Below are 18,816 nucleotides of genomic sequence, written 5' to 3' on the forward strand. Positions count from 1 at the left end.
TTGGCGCACCACGCGCTAGAACGCGGCGGGAACGTTCGGCTGGTACGGCGCCAAGTTGGCCAAGCCCTCAACGGCGGGAGCTTCACCCACCACGTTGCCGCCCGGGACCTGAGCCAAGTTATCGCCAAGCTCAGCGGTTGCCTTCTCATCACTGCTTGCGCGGTCGGCGCGGGTCGGTGCCCCATTAACGTCAACCAACTTGGCCACAGACTCTGGGTTGAAGTCGCGGCGGTGCTCAATGCGGCCGTCGTCAAGCATGGCGACAATGCCCGGCTGACCAGCAACCAACATGCCCTTCTCTGCCGCGCGCTGAGTGACCTCCGCAGAAGAACGCAGATCCTCCAGATTGCGGTTGAGGGATTCAACCTCATTGGTCAGCTGGCGCTCCTGGGACTGCAGCTGCTGGATGGTAAACGTCTGCGCCGTGGACAGACCAGACAGCAGCATCGCAATGGTCACGCCGATGACAAGTAGCACGACCGTCAAGCCGCCCACCTTGCCTAATGCGGTCTTCTGCTTCGCCGTCGTGGCCACCCTACGGCCACGGACCGACACCACCTGCTGGGAGCCAAGACGCCCACCGCGCGACTTCTGATGCGGCACATGCGGGCGCACATTCGGGCGCAACCCCGGACGGGTGTCAGGCGAGGTACGCGGCGTGCGCGTCGGCGCCGGCGCGTACACAGTTGCAGCTGCGCGGGTTTTCACTGCCATGGTCTCACTGTCCTTCGTTCGGGGTATCGGTCGGGAGCTTCTCAATGCCACGCACTCGCACCGGGGCGGCACGTGGGTTTTCATCAATCTCGGCCTGCGACGCCTTCTCGGCTCCGTGGGTGACAAGCTTGAACTTCGGCGCGGTACCCGGAAGATCCATCGGCAACCCCGGCGGGGTCTTCGACGTGGTCAGATCCGCAAACGCGGATTTGATGATCTTGTCTTCCAAGCTCTGGTAGCTCATGAACACCACACGACCGCCAACGCCAAGCAGATCCGTAATCACCGGCACGACGTTCTCCACCGCTTCAAGCTCACGGTTGACCTCAACGCGCAGCGCCTGGAATGTGCGCTTCGCCGGGTGGCCGCCGGTGCGCCTGGACGCGGCCGGGATCGTCGCATACAGCAACTCCACTAAGCGCCCACTGCGGCTAAACGGCTCACGCTCGCGCTCCTTGACAATTGCAGACGCGATCTTGCCCGCAAAGCGCTCATCACCATACGTCTTCAAAATGCGTGCAATGTCACCATGCGAGTAGGTGTTGAGCACCTCCGCCGCCGTGATTCCCTGCGTGGGATCCATACGCATGTCCAGCGGAGCGTCCACCTTGTAGGCAAAGCCGCGCTCTTCCTGATCCAGCTGCATCGACGACACACCCAGGTCATAGAGCGCACCGGCCACGCCGACTTCGCGTACGAGATCGAAGGCGTCGCCCTCACCGTCGTCAATCGGCCCAGCGATCTGGTCAAAGCGCGCCTGCAGTGGGGTAAACCGATCACCAAATGGCGCTAGGCGCTTCGTGGCCTGCGCAAGCGCCAACGGATCACGGTCAACGCCAATAACGCGAGCCTGCGGGAACACAGTCAGGAAGTGCTCAGTGTGGCCGCCGGCGCCCAACGTGCCGTCCACAATCACCGCTTGGGAACCGAACTTCTCCACCGCAGGCGCAAGAAGCTCCGCCATGCGATCACGCATAACAGGGACATGACCGTGATTCGCCTCAATTGCGTAATCCATGGGTGCCACCCCTTTTGCCCTGCTGCGCGTGTGTAGATGTGTTGAAGAGTTGCCCTTGCGGGGAGCGAGTAGAGCCCTGTCCGGGGCGGCTGCTCTGATGTCGGGGAAGTACACCAGAGGAGCTCACGCCCCGGACAGAGTCCGTACACGCTCTCCGTCAGTAGTCAGTGCCTGCCGTGTTAGGGGTAGTCAGTCCCTAGAGCAGACCGGAGAGAATGTCGTCATCATCCGCCGCCGAGAAAGCGGCTTCAGTTTCTTGTTGGTATGCGGCCCAGGACTCTGCGTCCCAGATCTCCAGAAAATCAACCGAGCCAATGACCACGCACTCCTTAGTCAGGCCTGCGTACTCACGGTGCGCCGGCGACAACGTGATGCGACCGGAACCATCAAGCGTTTGCTCATCCGCACTGGCAGCCAGATTTCGGATGAACGCGCGTGCCTTCGGGTTCGTACGAGAAGCCGCCGCGGCCTTGCGGGCACGTTGCGCGAACTCCTCGCGGGGAAAGACCGCTAGCGAGTGGTCCTGCCCCTTGGTCACCATCAACCCGTCCGCCAGCTCCTCACGGAACTTGGCGGGCAGCGTCAGGCGCCCCTTGTCGTCGAGCTTGGGAGTGTAGGTTCCCAGAAACATCCGGCGACCTACCTTTCCTTCACCTTCTGACATTGGCTTATGCAGTTTTCTGTGGCTTCGATTCCCGGTGGACACGTAGTCAAGGCGACCACCACGATTCTCCGCTGTGCCCCACTTTAACCCACTTTGCCCCACAAACGCCACACCGCGCGGCAAAATAAACGGAAAAATCTCTATTACTGCAGGTTAATGCGGTGGGGGATATACGGGGATTCTACCGCCACATGTGTCACTTTCGTACATTTAGGACACTTTGCTTCACGACGCCCACAGCTCCCCCACCCCTCAAACCGGACAAAACCCACGCTGAATACCCACCATGGGCGCATATCGACCCCAAACAAGACTCCAGTGGGGCGAAGTGGGGGCTTCTAGTGGGGCGAAGTGGGGGGCCCTGGTGGGGGCGTGCGGACATAACAACCCCCGGCTAGTCCAACAGGCCGAGCCCAACTAGCCCAACACGCCTCGCCCAACTTCAACAGATATGCAGGGGAAGATATGCAGGTCTGCAGGTAGCGCCCCATTTTCATTAACGGGCCTCTTATTGAAAAATCCCTTTGACCTGCAGACCTGCATATCTTCCCCTGCATATTTGTCCAGAGATGGCCACATAGGAAGTCGGCGCGGCCAATCGGTCAATACGCGACACCTTTTGACATACAGCCGGGAATGAAAAAAACGCCCTCCCAAAAACGGAAGGGCGCATAAGACTGCTACTGACTATGCGTCAGGGTTTTGGAAGCGACGGCGGAAATTCTCTTCCATGTTCACACTGCGCGCAGAGCGGGGACGCTGCCCACCTGCCGCTGGGCGCTGGCCACGAGACGGGGATGCGGGTGCACGAAGTGCCATGACACCACCGGCCATCATGACACCGAAGCCGACCACGCTAATCAGCACGGCCCAAATGGTGAGGGAAGACAAGGCGACGCCGCCAAGCAGCAGCACGATGCCAAGGACCAGCAGCGCGACGCTGCGCAGCGTTAGCTGACCACTTCGCGGCGCATCCGAAAAGCCGGCTTCACGGGCCACGCTGCTAGCAAACCTCGGGTCATCCGCGAGGAGTGACTTCTCAATTTCGCGCAGCATTTGCTGTTCTTGCTCAGATAGAGACACTGGCTATAACTCTTTCACAACTACCGGTGGGCAATGCTAAATCTCTGTTGCTGTAACAACGGCCATCGTAGCCGTTTTGTTCCCGCAGCCACACTAGCTATGCAAAGAGTTCGATAACCAGCTAGGCAGCAGCCAGCGGCGCCTTGCCCGGATGCGTTGCGTAAAGAAACTCTTCCGCATCGCCCAAAAGGTTCAGCACAACCGCCGGATCGGGGTGCAACTCTAAACCGGAGGCGACCCGCCCACGCAGGCGGGAGTAGGCGCTAAAGCGAGCAGCCCACTCCTTACCTTCCGGCCCACACAACGCTAATTTTTCCCACGCGCTAGTTGGCAGACGCTTGCGCTTGCGCAGTACCTCAGAACCGGCGTTGACCGCGCCCGCAATACGCAGTGCTGCACGGTAGGCGTTCTCCATGGCTAAATCGAAGCGGCCAGCTTCAACGTCATCGTGAGCCGCAGCAATCAGGTCTTCGGCGGCATTAAAGAATGCATCCCGGCGCGAAATCCTCGCCGGCGACCCGTAGACCTTGGACGTTGTGGCAGATACAACACTATTCATGGGTGTTTCCCCTATCTTTTCTTCCATTGTTTTCTTTGTTGCCCTAACCCTAAAACGCCCACCCCACACACCCACCCAACGGATAGCACACCAGTTCGATACCGAATGTGCCACGGGGAAGACCTGCGGCATGGTTAGGTAGTGGAGTGCCAATCAGCATTCGACGTTTGAGTCCCGGCGAGTTTTCCATCCTCGCGCCCACCCTCGTGGGGATCTACGTTTCGGCGATGGGCTATGACCCACAGATAAGTAACCAACGCGTGCGCGTCTGGCGCGGCGAGGTCACTGCCCCTGGGTTTACTGCTTTGGCCGCAATTGACGGGGACACGGTGGTGGGCGGCTGCTACGGCTTCCTCGGCAGCCGCGAACGCTGGTGGGACAAGCAATTGGTACGCGCAATGGAAGAAAACGGCGGTATAACCCCACAGCGCCAGGACCTGCTCAACAGCTATTTCGAGGTAGCCGAGATCCACGTCCACCCCTCACAGCAGGGCGCCGGCATCGGTGCTGCCATGCTGCGCGAACTACTGCGCCTTGCCCCGGCAAAGTGGGCAGTGCTTTCCACCCCGGAGGTGGACAATGAGGCCAACAACGCGTTCAGCCTGTACCGCAAATTTGGATTTGAAGATGTCGCGCGGGATTTCTACTATCCCGGCGACGCCCGCCCTTTTGCCATCCTGGGTCGGCGCTTGCCGCTTGATCTGTAGTCTTAGAGGCTATGCAAGCCCCATCATCACAACAGATCCCTGATTTCGAGCACATCCCTGAAGCGGTCAACGCGGAACTTGAGCGTTTCTTCCGCCAGCGCGACAGCGATATTGCCAAGCTTGGGGGCCCGGTTACCGCAGCTGTGGGGCACTTGGAGCGATTCGTTCTTGGTGGCGGCAAGCGTATCCGTCCGCTGTTTGGCTGGGCAGGGTTTGTCGGCGGCGGTGGCCTGCAAAACCAGAGTGAGGATCCTGCTGCGGTGCTGCGCGCGGTTACAGCTCTGGAGTTCATCCAGGCCTGCGCCTTGGTGCATGACGACATCATTGATGCTTCCGATACCCGGCGCGGCAACCCCACCGTGCACCGCAGCGTTGAAGCCTCACACCGCGCGCAGGGTTTTCGCGGAAACGCTGCGGTGTTTGGCACCAATGCCGCCATCTTGATCGGTGATCTGGCTCTGGTGTGGGCTGAAGATATGTGGCGCGGCTCCGGTGTAGGCACCCAAGCCTTGGCCCGTGCTGAGGGTGCCTGGCGTGGTATGCGCACCGAGGTTATCGGCGGGCAGATCCTGGACATCATGCTGGAGGCCGAGGGCAGCGAGTCGGTGGAAATGGCTGATCGCGTGAACCGCTTCAAAACTGCCGCGTACACCATTGAGCGTCCCCTGCATCTTGGGGCGGCGCTCGCGGGTGCTTCCGAGGAAGTCATCGAGGCGTTTCGTGGCTACGGCGAGGACATCGGCATCGCTTTCCAGCTGCGCGATGATCTGCTTGGTGTCTTCGGTGACTCCGCGGTGACCGGCAAGCCTGCTGGTGATGACATCCGGGAGGGCAAGCGCACCGTGCTGTACGCAAGTGCGCTTTCGCTTCTGGACGCGGCGTCAAGCCCCCACGCCGCCACTCTTCGCGACGGCATCGGCGTCGCCTCCGACCCCGAGCACCTGCAGGAACTGGCGCGCATTATTGAGCAAAGCGGTGCCGTCGACACGGTAGAAGAGCGCATTGAGGCGCTTACCACCTCAGGGTTGGCAAAGCTTGATGCAGCTGACCTACCCGAAAACGTGCGGGAAAACCTACGCGCACTGGCTATCAAGGCCACCGCGCGGCACAACTAGAACTTACTTAGAACGCCACACTTAGAACGCCATACTTAAAACGCCATGGCCTGCGCGCGGCGAATCACTTCGCGCGCACCGTGGCCATGCAACGCGTCTACTGGGCGCCCCGGCAGGGACGCATCGGGCGTGAACAAAAAGTGGAGGATTTCTTCGGGGTTAAAGCCGCCGTCTGCAAGCACGGTGATCGCACCCGCTACAAACTTGGATAGCTCGCCGTCATCCAGAAGCGCGGCGGGAATGTAGCGCACACCGTCTTTGCGGTAGGCCACAAGCTTGCCTGCGGCTACAAGGTCGTGGACCTTGGTCACAGGTACGCCGAGGGTTTCGGCAACGTCGGGGTACGCGAGCAGTTCTTCGTCTGCAAGCAAGGCATCAAGTGTCTGTGGCTGCTGTGGCTGTTGCTGTGGTGTATTCACGGTGTGTAAGTGTAATGCCATACTGGTTGCATGCAGTTGGCAGTTGGGGACTATTTAGATAACCGCTATGTCATTGACCGTGCGATTGCACGCGGCGGCATGGCTACCGTCTACCGCTGCGTGGATACTCGCTTAGGCCGCGAGGTCGCGGCGAAGGTGATGCATGAACAGTACGTGCACGATCCGGTGTTTGCGGAGCGGTTTCGCCGCGAGGCACGCGCTATGGCGCAGCTGAGCCACCCGAACCTGGTCAACGTGTACGACTTTTCCTCTGAGGGCGACGCGATCTTTTTGATCATGGAGCTGATCACTGGCGGGACGCTGCGTGAGTTGTTAGATGAGCGCGGTCCTATGCCTGCGCACGCCGCAGCGGCTGTGATGCGTGGGATGCTCACCGGTCTTTCGGTTGCGCACCGCAAGGGGTTGATTCACCGCGACATTAAGCCGGATAACGTGCTGATTGATGTGGATCACCGCGTAAAGCTGGCGGATTTCGGGTTAGTGCGTGCCGCCGCCGATGCCACGCATTCCACGGATCAGATTGTGGGCACGGTCAGCTACCTTTCCCCCGAGCAGGTAGACGGCTCCCCCATGACACAGTCCTCTGACGTTTACGCCGCCGGCATCGTGCTCTTTGAGCTGCTTACCGGCCGCACGCCATTTTCTGGTGAGACTCCCCTCGCCCACGCCTATGCGCGCCTGCGTGAGGACGTCCCGCCGCCTTCAGCCTGGATGCCTGGGGTGCCCATGCTTTTCGACGAGCTCGTGGCCACCGCAACCGCCCGCCACCCCGAAGATCGCTTCCGCGATGCAGCGGAGTTTTTGGGAGCGCTTGAAGATGTTGCGGATGCACTGGCGCTACCGGACTACACAGTGCCGGTACCTCGCAACGCCGCGGCGAACCGTGCGGCAGCGCACCCGACAGTCTTTGGGGTCGGCGCTCCACGTGCGCGCGACGAGCGCCTTTTCCCGGAAGCGCCGTCAGCCACACGCTACGAGCCAGCCGTGCCCGCACCCGCCCCCGAGCGTGCGCCCATGCCAGCGCCCGCACCCGAGCACGTTGCGGCCCCTGCCCCGCAGCCGCAGCGCACGCCGGCGCCGCGCCCCCGCGCGGTGAGTAACCGCGGCGGGTTCGCTATCACGCTGTTTGTGGGCTTTGCCATTGCCGCCACCGCCGCCGTGTTGGTTGGCGGCTGGTGGTTCGGCTCGGGCATGTACGGGATGTTCCCGCCGATTTTTGTGACCGGCCAGTAGTCGGCCAGTGACCGGCCAGTAACCCGCTAGTAACCCGCTAGTATCGCAGCATCTCCGCGACCAAGAAGGCCAGCTCCAAGGCCTGCTCGGTGTTCAGGCGCGGGTCAACTGCGGACTCGTAGCGGCCCGGCAGGTCCACGTCCGTGATGTCCTGGGCGCCGCCGAGGCACTCGGTGACGTTCTCGCCGGTGGCCTCCACGTGGATGCCGCCCGGGTGGGTGCCCAACTCACGGTGGACCTCGAAGAAGCCCTGGACCTCATCGATGATCTTGTCAAAGTGGCGGGTCTTGTAACCGTTGGATGCGGTCACGGTGTTGCCGTGCATCGGGTCACACTGCCAAACCACCTTGTGGCCAGATGCTTCCACTGCCTTGACAATGCCCGGCAGGACGTTGCGCACGTTGTCGTGGCCCATACGGGTGATCATGGTGAGTCGGCCCGGCTCGCGGTTCGGGTCCAGCTTGTCCGCGTACGCCACTGCTTCATCCGGCGTGATCGACGGGCCAAGCTTGATGCCAACCGGGTTTTCAATCAGGGCGGCGAAGTTCACGTGGAAATCATCAATGCCGCGGGTACGCTCGCCGATCCACAGCTGGTGCGCGGACAGGTCGTAGAGCTTGGTTTCGCCCTTGTCGTTTTCCGCAATACGCAGCATTGCACGCTCGTAGTCCACCAAAAGTGCCTCGTGGGAGGCGTAGAACTCAGAGCGACGCAGGTTGTCGTCGTTCACACCACAGGCGTCCATGAACGCCAGGGAGCGCGAAATCTCACGGGCCAGCGCCTCGTAGCGAGCACCCGCGGCAGATTTGCGCACGAATTCGCGGTTCCAGTCATTGATGTGGTGCAGATCCGCCGTGCCGGAAGACACCAACGCACGCACCAGGTTCATCGCTGCAGAGGAGTTCGCGTACGCACGCACCATACGGGCCGGATCGTGGCGGCGTGCCTCTTCCGTCGGCTCCACACCATTAACAATGTCGCCGCGGTAGTTCAGCAGGCCGTTTTCGTCGTAATCAGAGGAACGCGGCTTGGCGTACTGTCCGGCGATACGGCCAAGCTTGATCACCGGCATCGACGCACCGTACGTCAGCACCGCCGCCATCTGCAGCAGGGTACGGATGTTGGCGCGAATGTGCGGCTCAGTGTTGGACTCAAAGGTCTCTGCGCAGTCGCCTCCTTGGAGGAGGAATGCTTTGCCCAACGCAACGTCTGCAAGCTGAGCCTTCAGCTTGTTCACCTCTGGGGCAAGCACAACCGGCGGCACAGACTCCAGAATCTTGCGCACGTAGTCCGCCTGATTCGGGTCCCACGACGGCTGCTGCTTCGCGTCGAGGGAAAGCACGTCGAGCCATCGCTGGTTCAGATCTCCCGGCAGCGGGGGCAGATCGGGCAGCACATCCTTGGGAATATCGATAGTCCAACTCACGCTAATAGTTGTACCACGCCCACACGTTCAATGTGTGAAATATCAGTTCCGCAATGTGGACACCTTGCCGTCGCGAGTCAACGGCAACGCTTCCGCACACGCTTTGTACTTGCGCAAGTTGTGCCGCGCGTCCACCAACGCGTTGTGGTTTCCGTCCGGCAGCTTCGGCAAACGCGGACGCCCTGCCATCAGCCAGTACTGCTTCAACTCACGCGTGTAGCGCGGCAGCTGCCTGGGCAAACCACGCATGTCACCCCACAGTTGCGCAAGCACGACATGATCGTAGGCACCCACCCATGCCCACAGTTCCGGCTCCCCACGCGCGGTCAGGAACGCAAACAGCTCATCACGGATGGTCTCCAACGGCTTCCACACGTCTGCACCAGCCTCGGGCAGCTTGTCCAGCACGTTGTCACGCACCCAACTATTGGCTTTCGCCGGATCAAACTCAGTGGATACGGCGTAATATTCGCGCCCATCCTCGGCCACAACGCCAATGGAGATCAGCTCGATCGTGGAGCCGTCTTCGATAAATTCAGTGTCGTAAAAGTACTTCACGCTTTGGGCTTCTTGCTTGTCGACGCCGCGTTGTCCCCCACCCGCGGCCAAAACATAATCACCGCCACTGCCAGAACAGCAATCGGCGCGAGCACCGTGTTGTGAAACTCAAGAGTGTCTGCAATCAGGTACGCAATCACCGTCACCACCACAAGGACGATACGTACAACCAGATCTTTATCCATGCCACGACTCCAAAGCACCACCCGGCTGCGCACCTTCCGGATAGTTTCCTGTTGCGTCTAATTCTTTCTTCACGTCAGATGCGTAAATGTCCACATACGGGTTTTCAGAAAGCGCAGCCAGCTTCTGCATGCAGTAATCCGTAAACGGACGCATGACCTCGCGCGAATCTGGGTCAAACCCGTTCTCTCGTGCCCACGCATGCGGATCAATCGGCTCACTCAGTTTGATGTGCACCTTCACTGGGCGCAGCAGCCACGAGCCGATCGGGTTGGCCTCCCGCGCACCAAACATGGCCACAAGGACAATCGGTGCGCCACTGGCCATGGCAATGCGAGCCACACCAGTACGCCCCTTGTACACACGCCCATCGGGTGAGCGAGTGCCCTCCGGGTAGATACCAAAGACGTCACCACGCTCCAGCACCTTTGTGGCAGCTTCCTGCAGCGCATCGCCAGCATCTTTGCTTCCACGGTCAACCGGAATCTGGCCCACCGCACTAAAGAAGAACTTTTGCAGCCTGCCTTTGATGCCCGGCGCGGTGAAGTACTCATTCTTCGCCGGGAATTGGATCTGACGCGGCATCATCAGCGGCAGGTAGAACGAGTCCATCACGGACTGGTGGTTAGACACCAAGATCACCGGGCCGGTGTCTGGGACGTGCTCCTTGCCCTCAATCGTCGGGCGGTTATACACCCGCAGAGGAAGTCCGAAGATTACCTTGAAAAACGAGTACCACCGGTTTTTCATATGCAGGATCCTTCTAGTTCGTCTTCACGCGGGCCAAATCAGCTACGCCGATCATACCCGCCTGGGGGCCCAGCTTTGCCTGCAGTACCTCAGGCACTGGGCGGTAGCCCGCGCCGACCATGGTTTCTCTCATCTCTGTGCAGGCGGTGTCCAGGAACAGATCCGCATCCGCGCTTACTCCACCGCCCAGCACAATCAGGGAAGGATCGAGCACGTCAGCGACAATGGAAAGCCCGCGCCCCAGCCAAATGCCGAAGCTTTCCAGCGCTGCCAACCCCAACGGGTCACCCGCTCGCGCGGCATCCATGACGTCGTGGCCCGTGGCCCGCTTGTCCACTACCTTGCGGTACAGCCCACAGTCAGTGAACTCACCCTGAGTGGCGCGCTCCACCGCGCAATCTACTAACGACGTGCCAGAGGCATATCGCTCCAAACATCCCTTCTTCCCACACGAGCACACACGCCCACCGGGCACGACGGTGAGGTGCCCGAACTCCGGTGCAGTACCAAACGCGCCGCGGTAGATCTCGCCTTTGTGCATCAAGGTTGCGCCGATACCCGTACCGACGGCGAAAAACACCCACGTCTCAGCATCTTTTGCCACGCCGAAGCGGTACTCACCCCAGGCGGCGGCGTTCGCGTCGTGTTCAAGGCGCACCGGCAGGCCAATGGCGGCTTCCAACTCTTTGCGCACCGGCGCATCATTACGCCACGCCAAGTGCGGAGCGAACCGCACGACCTCGCACTCTGGGTCTAAAAAGCCGGCAATTGCCACGCCCACTGCACTGATGTTGTGCTCAGCGCGCAGCTGTTCCACCATGTCCACGATCGCCTTGGTCAGGCCCGCACCGGTATCCGGCGTAGCGCCAGAGCGCACCGCGATCACGCTGCCGCCAGCATCCACCACAGCCGCGCGAGTGTTCGTTCCGCCGATATCAAACCCGACAGTCAGCGGCGAAGAAGTTGCAACCATAGGTGCCAATCGTAGACTCCCCCGCTCTCAATACCCGTTTCAACTACCCAGCACGTCCACCAAAACGTCGCCCAATGCCTGCCAAGCGAAGCGTTCGGTGACAAATTGGCGGCCGGAGGGCAGCCCGTTGGCGTCGATAAGCAACCTGCTCACAGCAGCAATGAGTGCATCCGTGTCGCGGCCGGGAACCACAATGCCAGAATCCGCTGCAACCGTCTCGGGCGCGCCACCGGAATCCCCCGCCACCACGGGTACGCCGCACGCCTGGGCCTCCAGATAGACAATGCCAAGGCCCTCAACATCCAAACCGCCGAAACGCGTGCGTGCCGGCATGGCAAACACATCTGCGGCGGCAACGATGTCGCGCAGCATGTCACGCTCCACCGCGCCAGTGAAATGCACCCCCTCGGTGGCCATGGATTCCAGACGAGCGCGATACGGTCCCTCCCCCACGATCACCAGCTGCGTGCCGGGTACCTGCTGCCGGATCTTCGGCAGAGCACGGATCAGCTGGTCCTGGCCCTTCCGGCGCACAAGGCGCGAGGCACACACCACCAACGGTGCATCCCCAATGCCCAAAACCTTTCGAGTTTCGGCACGTTTTTCGGGGCTTGCAGGGCGGAAATACTGCGTATCTACCCCCGAAGGCAACGCCACGTAGCGCGGCTGATTACCAAACACCGGCCGCAAACGCCCATAGGTATAGGTGGAAATGTACGTGATGACGTCAGCGTGGCGCCCGATGGCTTTCAGCGCTTGGCGGGCGCCTGGCAGCATCGACCAGCCCACCTCATGCCCATGCGTAGTGGCGACGACGCGCTTCGCACCCGCCTGCTTCGCTGCCTTGCCCATCAACCCAAGCGGGGCTGCAGCGCCGAACCAGACGGTGTCAATGTTGTGCTCACGAATCAGCTCTTGCATGCGGCGCTTCGTCGCCGGCGTAGGCAACATCACCCGTCGCGGCCAACGGACTACCTGAAAGGGCTGCACTGCGTCGAACGCCTCGGTGCCTTCATTGCCTTCCGGCGTGGAGGCAAACACCACGATCTTCTCAGCACCACAGCGCGCGATGTACTCATTGACGTAATCACGCAGGTAGGACTGAATCCCGCCAACAGTGGGCGGGAAATCATTGGTGACAAGCAGCACCGACATAGTGGCTAGTAGCGCACCGCACCAGAGATAGGCATGGAGTCATACGGCACCACCTGGACAGGAATGCCGTAATCAGAGGAATGCACAATCATTCCATTGCCTATGTACATGCCAACGTGCGTTGTCCCCGGAAAGTAGCCAATAATGTCGCCCGGCTGCAGGTGGCTAAGCGGCACCGGGGTTCCTCCCGCAAGCTGCGCCTGCGAGGTACGCGGGATACCAATGCCATTTTGTGCGTAGGCGTACACCATGAGCCCAGAGCAGTCGAACGCGTACGGGCCGGTCGCTCCCCACCCATAAGGCTTGCCCAACTGCCCCATCGCAGAGGCGACCACCCCGCTCGTTGCGCCCGGAAGAGACAGGCCAAGCAAGTCAACAGGGCCGTCCTTAGCAATCCAGCGGGAACGCTCCTCAGGCGTCAGGTTATCCACGCGGTGCTCAATCTCACGCACACGCTCTTCCAAATCCTCGCGCTCACGCTCGAGCTCATCACGCTTCCGGTGCAGCTCCTCGCGCTCCCGCTGCGCTTCATCCATCGCGCGGGTCACAGCATCCGAGCGCTCTGACGCAAAACGCGTTGCCTCATTGAGCCCATCAAGCGTGCGCCCAGCGCTGCGAGTCAACGCCCCCAAGTACGCGGCCCGGTCAATCGCCGCCTGCGGGCTACCGGACTCAAGCGTGTTCAGCAGCAACTCCTGCTGATTGTTGCGGTAGCGCGACTGCGCAATCCCATTGACTTGCCCCTGATAACCCGCGCGCGCCCCGCTCGCCCGCTCAACATCTACACGTGCAGCATCAGCATCAGCGTGCAGCTTGTCAATGTGCTGCTCCTTAGCCGCAATCTCGTCTTCGAGCGCCTTGATCTCTTCCGACTTCGCGGTCGTATCGTGGGAAACCTGCTCAAGCGCCTCAATCAGGTCATCGATCTCGTCTGCACCCGCCTGCACCGGCACGACTATCGACGCAAGCAGCGCGCCCGCCAGGACCCCAGGAACATACGACTGCCTAGCCCTACGCTTTGAGTGCTTCCCCACGCCTGAAAACCTCTCCTCAATCCCACAGCGCTATATAAAACCGTTATCACTATAGCGGCGCACGCCACGCCTTCCAAGCCCTTTGCCACACTTTCCGCGGCGCGGAAAAACGGGTGTGTAGTGCAGGTATGCAGAGTTACGGATGTGGCTGGAGGGAAGGATGTGGGCGGGGACGTTGTGGCGTCGAAAAGCAAAAAGCCCGGCCCCTTCAGACAGGGAACCGAGCGAAGAAGCTCGCTTTAGTGGAAGCGGAATGCCGAGTGGATCGGCATCAGGTTCAGGCTGCGGTAGCCAACCGGAATGCCGGAGTTCAGCGCGTCGATGATCTGGCCATTGCCAGCGTAGATAGCAACGTGGGACGCACCGCCATAGTAAGCGACGATGTCACCCGGCTGCAGCTGATCCAGCGGCACACGCTGGCCAGCGGAAGCCTGAGCCTGAGAGGTACGCGGGATGTTGATGCCAGCCTGGGAGTAAACCCAGGAGGTGAAGCCAGAGCAGTCGAACGCTGCCGGGCCAGCCGCGCCGTAGACGTACGGTGCGCCAACCTTCGCACGTGCAATGTCAACGATCTGCTGGCCCTTGTTCACGGCCGGAGCAGGCTCCGCAGCCGGCAGCGGCAGCGCGTCAGCCACAGCCGCGACGTTTGCAGCCGGCGCCGCCGGAGCAAACTGAGACTGCACAGCCTCAATAGCGTTGTTCAGCTCAGGAACGGCGTTAACAGCCGGCACGTTACGAGCCGCATCAACAGCAGCCTGGACGTTGTCTGCAAGGCCCGGGATGGCATCGAAGTTCGGCAGACCAACCTCGGTTGCGCCCGCAGTCGGTGCGATCAGCGTTGCGCCAGCAACTGCTGCGGTAGCTGCGGCCACTGCACGGGTTGCAGTGTTGGTCTCCTGGCGACGGTGTTTAGCCACGAAAGTGTTCTCCATATCATCTCAGTGCCTACCGGGTTAGCTGTCGGGTTGGGCTTGAGAGCCAGCCCTGGCTCGCTCCGTAGCGCTTGTCGCGCTATCCTTGCGGCCATTCACCCCAGGGGGTGAATCCATTTGGATCCTGTTGTGGGCCCCCGGCTTCCACATCCTGGCCACCCTTTGTGACCATGCCGTGGAATTCGGCTTATATGTTGTTTTCGTACCTTGCGTCAACGTATGTCGTCGCAATGTCTCGGTTAGATTACGAAACGGCAACGACAATGTCCACCCACCGCGCCGTTACAGATTCGTTATTTGTAAAAATTGCCCCAATTCGGGGGCGTCCGTCTTGGAAAGTCGGCGAAACCATCACCTATTTCCAGCAGCATGAAAGGCCCATGACCTGCATGTTTCGGAAGATGGCGTATGAGTAGACAGGAAACGGCACGTGAGTTGCCTGACCGTTCGAAGCTCAGATGTGAATTGCGCTACGTAACCGGTTTGTTACATAACAAAACCCCCTCCCTTGGGAGGGGGTTTCACGCGTAAGCGACCGCAGGCTTAAGCGTTAGTCACGCGGGGTGGCGTCGCGATCAGCGAGGTGCTTGGTCTCCTCAAGCTGACGCAGCGTCTCAACCTCTTCGTGGTGGTATTCGGCAGCCTTCTCGCGGACCTTCTCGGTGACACCGATCGGAGCCGGCTTGAACTTACCGATGGTCTCGGAGTCAGCGAAGCCAAGCTGGTTGAGCTGCTTCGGCACACGTGCACCGCCGTACTCAAGCGGAATCGGGTGGCCGTGCTCATCAACCGGGCCGAGCGGCTGGTGGATCTCAACGAAGGCACCGTTCGGCAGCTTCTTGATGATACCGGTCTCAATACCGTGCTCCAGAACCTCACGGTCGGAGCGCTGCAGACCAACACAGATGCGGTAGGTGATCCAGTAGGCAATCGGCGGCAGAATGATCAGGCCGATGCGACCGAACCAGGTCATCGCGTTCAGGGAGATCTGGAAGAAGTGTGCTACGTGGTCGTTACCACCAGAGACGGTCAGGATCATGAAGAAGACGATGCCCATGACACCCAGGCCGGTACGTGCCGGAACGTCACGCGGACGCTGCAGCAGGTTGTGGTGCGCGTCGTCACCAGTGACCTTCTTCTCAATGAACGGGTATGCAATCAGCAGACCAACCATCACACCACACATCAGGGCAACCCAGAAGGCGCCCGGGATGGTGTAGTTACCGATGTAGAGCTCCCACGCCGGCATGACACGAGCAGCACCGTCAGTCCACAGCATGTACACGTCAGGCTGGGAACCAGCAGACACCTGCGACGGGTTGTACGGGCCGATGTTCCAGATGCCGTTAATGGTGGTGAGACCAGCCATTGCTGCAAGCACTGCGAACACGATCATCATGAAGCCAATTGCCTTGACGGCGAAGACCGGCATGATGCGGATACCCACAACGTTGTTCTCCGTACGGCCAGGGCCCGGGAACTGCGTGTGCTTCTGGAACCAGACGAGCAGCAGGTGAGCTGCGATCAGTGCCAGGATTAGGCCCGGCAGGATCAGCACGTGCAGGATGTAGAAGCGGTCCAGCATCAGGTCGGACGGGAAGTCACCACCGAAGATGGCCCAGTGGGTCCAGGTACCAATGATCGGCACGGACAGGATGATCGCGGACATAATGCGCAGACCCACACCGGAGAGCAGGTCGTCCGGCAGGGAGTAGCCCATGAAGCCTTCGATCATGCCGAGCAGGATCAGGGTGACACCGATGAGCCAGTTAGCCTCACGCGGGCGACGGAACGCGCCGGTGAAGAAGATACGCATCATGTGGGCGAACATCGACATCATGAACATCAGTGCAGCCCAGTGGTGCATCTGGCGGACAAACAGGCCGCCGCGCACGTCAAAGGAAATATCAAGTGCCGTTGCGTAGGCGCGAGACATCTCGACACCGTTGAGCGGCAGGTACGCACCGTCATAAATGACCTTGGTAATGGACGGGTCAAAGAACAGTGCCAGGTAAATACCAGTCAGCAGAAGGATGATGAAGCTGTACAGAGCCATCTCACCGAGCATGAAGGACCAGTGGCTCGGGAACACCTTGTTGAGCTGAGCGCGGAGGAAGCCAGCGCCGGAGAGGCGCGAATCAGCGTTGTCCGCGGCTTTAGCGAGTTTTGTAGTCATTAGGACTTACGCTCCCAGAATGCCGGGCCAACGGGCTCGATGAAGTTGCCGTTGGCGATGAGGTAACCTTCTTCGTCAATTGTCACAGGCAGCTGCGGCAGCGCACGAGCAGCCGGGCCGAAGATCGGCTTAGCGTACTGCAGCGCGTCGAACTGCGACTGGTGACACGGGCAAAGGATGCGGTTCGTCTGCGCCTCGTACAGCGAGGTCGGGCAGCCGATGTGGGTGCAGATCTTCGAGTAGGCGTAGTAATCGCCGTAGTGGAAGTCTTCCTGCCCCTCACGCTCCACAACCTTCTTCGCATCTGCGGAACGCAGGCGAATCAGCATGACCGCGTTACGCGGACCGTGGATGGAGTGCATGTGGTTTTCGTACACATCGCGCTCCGGGTTGTACTGCGCACCGTCGTTCACATCTTCCTCGTACAGCGGGAAGACGGTCTCCATAGCTGCAGCAGCCAGGTCCTCCGGACGCATACGCACCAGGCGGGAAACACCAGCGGTGGTGAAGTGCTCCCCTGCCACGCCAGAGTGCTTTTCAGCGATCGCACCGGTATCGCGGCCCAGGTAGATCTTCACGCCCTGCTCGTGCAGGGTCCAGCCGTGGGTCCACAGGGTGCCGTCACCGTTGTAGCCAAGAGCATGACGCTCGCGCCACGGGTTCTTGATCATGCCACCCATCGGAGCGATAACCACGAGACCAGCCAGCACACCAGCGGTGCCGAGCAAGCCCTTGATGGCCTTACGACGACCCAGGGTGGAAGTCTCCCACGCATCATTCAGCAGAGCGGTGGTCGTACGGCGGTCCAGCTCAGAAGACCGGCCGTCATGACGACGCTGTACCGAAATCTCTTCCGGGATGAACTTCTTCACGTACTGGATGATGGCAAAGCCAAGAGCAGCAAAGGTCAAACCAGCGGTCAGACCCAGCAGCGGCGTGTACAGGGTGAAGGTCAGCAGACCTTCATCACCGTGGAACTTCGGCTCCCACGGCCAGAACAGGTACACACCCAAAAACGCAATCGCGGAGATTACGGAAACAACCAGCCACGCGGTGATGCCGGCAGCAGCCGACTTCTCGCGCGGGTCACCCTCTACCGGGTAACGCTCCTTGCGGTAGGCAACCGTAACGTCATCGAGCTCGGTACCCAGAGCAGCGAGCTCGGCATTGCTCATGCGGTCGAGCTCTTCAGTCGTGTAGTTCTTCTTCACATCACTCATGAGCGGGATCCAATCCAAATAGCACCGGCAGCCACGAGGGTCACGCCGATAATCCACATCGCCATACCTTCAGAAACTGGGCCCAAGCCACCGAGACCGTAGCCACCCGGGCTCGGAGTCTCCTTGGAGGACTTGATGAAGGCAATGATGTCCTTCTTCTCATCAGCGCTGAGCTGACGATCAGAGAACTTCGGCATATTCTGCGGGCCAGTCAGCATCGCCTGGTAGATCTCCTGCTCATTCGCAGGATCCAGGACCGGTGCGTACTTACCGGAGGACAGTGCGCCACCACGACCGGTGAAGCTGTGGCAGGAGGCACAGTTCAGGCGGAACAGCTCGCCGCCACGGGCGACGTCTTCTGCCTGCATCTGTCCATCGAAGTTCTTGCCACGGAGCTCCTCCATGGCGAGCGTGCCGTCCGGGTTGTACACCAGCTCCGGGCCGCCACCGTTGGCAGCAACATACGCGGCCAAGGCGAGTGCCTGAGACTCGGTGTAACGCGGGCGCTTGCGCTCAGCCTGCGCATCGTTGGACATCATCGGCATACGGCCGGAGTTGACCTGGAAGTACACGGCACCTTCGCCGGTACCGATCAGGGAGGGGCCGCGGCCCTCAACGCCCTGCAGGTTCGCGCCGTGGCAGGTGATGCACGCCACGTCGTAGAGATCCTTGCCCTCTTGAATCAGAGCCTGCTCATCACGCTGGGCGGTAGCAACCTGCGCGTTCGGCGCAAGCGCGGATGCAAGGAAACCCGCGCCGGTCAAACCCAACGTAAGCGCTGCAGCACCAGCGACGGTGCGCTGCGTCTTGCGACGGCTACGCGTCTTCTTAGGTGTGTTTTCCATCTTGTTTCCTTTAAAAGAAATGCTTTGAGAA

General features: G+C 60.6%; 20 protein-coding genes and 1 riboswitch. Of the genes, 3 read left to right on the forward strand and 17 right to left on the reverse strand.

The features are described from left to right. Positions 1–15 precede the first annotated feature (15 nt). From ftsL to I6I71_RS11220, 5 genes are all read right to left on the reverse strand, one after another. Positions 16–714 (reverse strand): cell division protein FtsL, encoded by a 699-nt coding sequence (ftsL, locus tag I6I71_RS11200; RefSeq protein ID WP_052203629.1) that lies wholly within the window; start codon positions 712–714, stop codon positions 16–18. 4 nt (positions 715–718) lie between these two features. After that, positions 719–1,732: a 16S rRNA (cytosine(1402)-N(4))-methyltransferase RsmH gene (rsmH, locus tag I6I71_RS11205; RefSeq protein WP_052203627.1), complete on the reverse strand. Its 1,014-nt coding sequence runs from the start codon at positions 1,730–1,732 to the stop codon at positions 719–721. Positions 1,733–1,928: 196 nt separating this feature from the next. Next, positions 1,929–2,363, reverse strand: coding sequence for a division/cell wall cluster transcriptional repressor MraZ (gene mraZ, locus I6I71_RS11210; RefSeq protein ID WP_052203625.1), 435 nt, complete (start codon positions 2,361–2,363; stop codon positions 1,929–1,931). 720 nt (positions 2,364–3,083) lie between these two features. Beyond that, entirely contained in the window at positions 3,084–3,479 is a 396-nt protein-coding gene (locus tag I6I71_RS11215; RefSeq protein ID WP_070496008.1) for a DUF3040 domain-containing protein, read from the reverse strand. Positions 3,480–3,600: 121 nt separating this feature from the next. Further along, positions 3,601–4,038 (reverse strand): SAV_6107 family HEPN domain-containing protein, encoded by a 438-nt coding sequence (locus tag I6I71_RS11220; protein WP_070496007.1) that lies wholly within the window; start codon positions 4,036–4,038, stop codon positions 3,601–3,603. Positions 4,039–4,184: 146 nt separating this feature from the next. Between I6I71_RS11220 and I6I71_RS11225 the strand changes: the two genes are divergently transcribed. Further along, positions 4,185–4,745 (forward strand): GNAT family N-acetyltransferase, encoded by a 561-nt coding sequence (locus I6I71_RS11225; protein ID WP_201821108.1) that lies wholly within the window; start codon positions 4,185–4,187, stop codon positions 4,743–4,745. Positions 4,746–4,756: 11 nt separating this feature from the next. Then, positions 4,757–5,860 carry a polyprenyl synthetase family protein gene (locus tag I6I71_RS11230; RefSeq protein ID WP_201821110.1) on the forward strand — a complete coding sequence of 368 codons (1,104 nt, stop codon included), beginning with the start codon at positions 4,757–4,759 and terminating at the stop codon, positions 5,858–5,860. Positions 5,861–5,895: 35 nt separating this feature from the next. Here the strand turns inward: I6I71_RS11230 and I6I71_RS11235 are convergent, their stop codons facing one another. Beyond that, a complete protein-coding gene (locus I6I71_RS11235; protein ID WP_201821112.1) occupies positions 5,896–6,300 on the reverse strand; it encodes an Rv2175c family DNA-binding protein in 405 nt (134 codons plus the stop codon). Between the two features lie 9 nt (positions 6,301–6,309). Here I6I71_RS11235 and I6I71_RS12185 point away from each other — a divergent pair, with 9 nt between their 5' ends. Next, positions 6,310–7,533, forward strand: coding sequence for a protein kinase domain-containing protein (locus tag I6I71_RS12185; RefSeq protein ID WP_052203613.1), 1,224 nt, complete (start codon positions 6,310–6,312; stop codon positions 7,531–7,533). Positions 7,534–7,570: 37 nt separating this feature from the next. Here I6I71_RS12185 and I6I71_RS11245 read toward each other — a convergent pair whose 3' ends face one another. The 11 genes from I6I71_RS11245 to qcrC all read right to left on the reverse strand — a co-directional run bounded on the left by I6I71_RS11245 (position 7,571) and on the right by qcrC (position 18,785). Next, positions 7,571–8,959: a class II 3-deoxy-7-phosphoheptulonate synthase gene (locus I6I71_RS11245; RefSeq protein WP_052203612.1), complete on the reverse strand. Its 1,389-nt coding sequence runs from the start codon at positions 8,957–8,959 to the stop codon at positions 7,571–7,573. Positions 8,960–9,001: 42 nt separating this feature from the next. After that, positions 9,002–9,517 (reverse strand): polyadenylate-specific 3'-exoribonuclease AS, encoded by a 516-nt coding sequence (locus tag I6I71_RS11250; protein WP_070495999.1) that lies wholly within the window; start codon positions 9,515–9,517, stop codon positions 9,002–9,004. Then, positions 9,514–9,702 carry a hypothetical protein gene (locus tag I6I71_RS11255; RefSeq protein WP_201821120.1) on the reverse strand — a complete coding sequence of 63 codons (189 nt, stop codon included), beginning with the start codon at positions 9,700–9,702 and terminating at the stop codon, positions 9,514–9,516. Before I6I71_RS11255 ends, I6I71_RS11250 begins: the two co-directional genes overlap by 4 nt. Then, positions 9,695–10,450, reverse strand: coding sequence for a lysophospholipid acyltransferase family protein (locus I6I71_RS11260; RefSeq protein WP_201821122.1), 756 nt, complete (start codon positions 10,448–10,450; stop codon positions 9,695–9,697). Before I6I71_RS11260 ends, I6I71_RS11255 begins: the two co-directional genes overlap by 8 nt. A 13-nt stretch (positions 10,451–10,463) precedes the next feature. Next, a complete protein-coding gene (locus I6I71_RS11265; protein WP_052203606.1) occupies positions 10,464–11,423 on the reverse strand; it encodes an ROK family protein in 960 nt (319 codons plus the stop codon). Positions 11,424–11,462: 39 nt separating this feature from the next. After that, complete coding sequence (locus I6I71_RS11270) at positions 11,463–12,578, reverse strand: glycosyltransferase family 4 protein (RefSeq protein ID WP_201821124.1); 1,116 nt, start codon at positions 12,576–12,578, stop codon at positions 11,463–11,465. 5 nt (positions 12,579–12,583) lie between these two features. Next, positions 12,584–13,612 carry a C40 family peptidase gene (locus I6I71_RS11275; RefSeq protein ID WP_201821126.1) on the reverse strand — a complete coding sequence of 343 codons (1,029 nt, stop codon included), beginning with the start codon at positions 13,610–13,612 and terminating at the stop codon, positions 12,584–12,586. 239 nt (positions 13,613–13,851) lie between these two features. Then, positions 13,852–14,529, reverse strand: a complete 678-nt coding sequence (locus I6I71_RS11280) for a C40 family peptidase (RefSeq protein WP_052206317.1) — start codon at positions 14,527–14,529, stop codon at positions 13,852–13,854. A 10-nt stretch (positions 14,530–14,539) separates the two neighbouring features. Next, positions 14,540–14,742, reverse strand: a riboswitch (cyclic di-AMP (ydaO/yuaA leader). 352 nt (positions 14,743–15,094) lie between these two features. Further along, entirely contained in the window at positions 15,095–16,720 is a 1,626-nt protein-coding gene (qcrB, locus tag I6I71_RS11285) for a cytochrome bc1 complex cytochrome b subunit (RefSeq protein ID WP_201821128.1), read from the reverse strand. Next, positions 16,720–17,940: a cytochrome bc1 complex Rieske iron-sulfur subunit gene (qcrA, locus tag I6I71_RS11290; protein WP_201821130.1), complete on the reverse strand. Its 1,221-nt coding sequence runs from the start codon at positions 17,938–17,940 to the stop codon at positions 16,720–16,722. The genes qcrB and qcrA overlap by 1 nt, the downstream gene beginning before the upstream one ends. Continuing rightward, positions 17,937–18,785: a cytochrome bc1 complex diheme cytochrome c subunit gene (gene qcrC / locus I6I71_RS11295; RefSeq protein WP_201821132.1), complete on the reverse strand. Its 849-nt coding sequence runs from the start codon at positions 18,783–18,785 to the stop codon at positions 17,937–17,939. Before qcrC ends, qcrA begins: the two co-directional genes overlap by 4 nt. Positions 18,786–18,816 lie beyond the last annotated feature (31 nt).

The organism is Corynebacterium riegelii (assembly GCF_016728505.1).
In the GTDB taxonomy this organism is placed as follows: Bacteria; Actinomycetota; Actinomycetes; order Mycobacteriales; family Mycobacteriaceae; genus Corynebacterium; species Corynebacterium riegelii.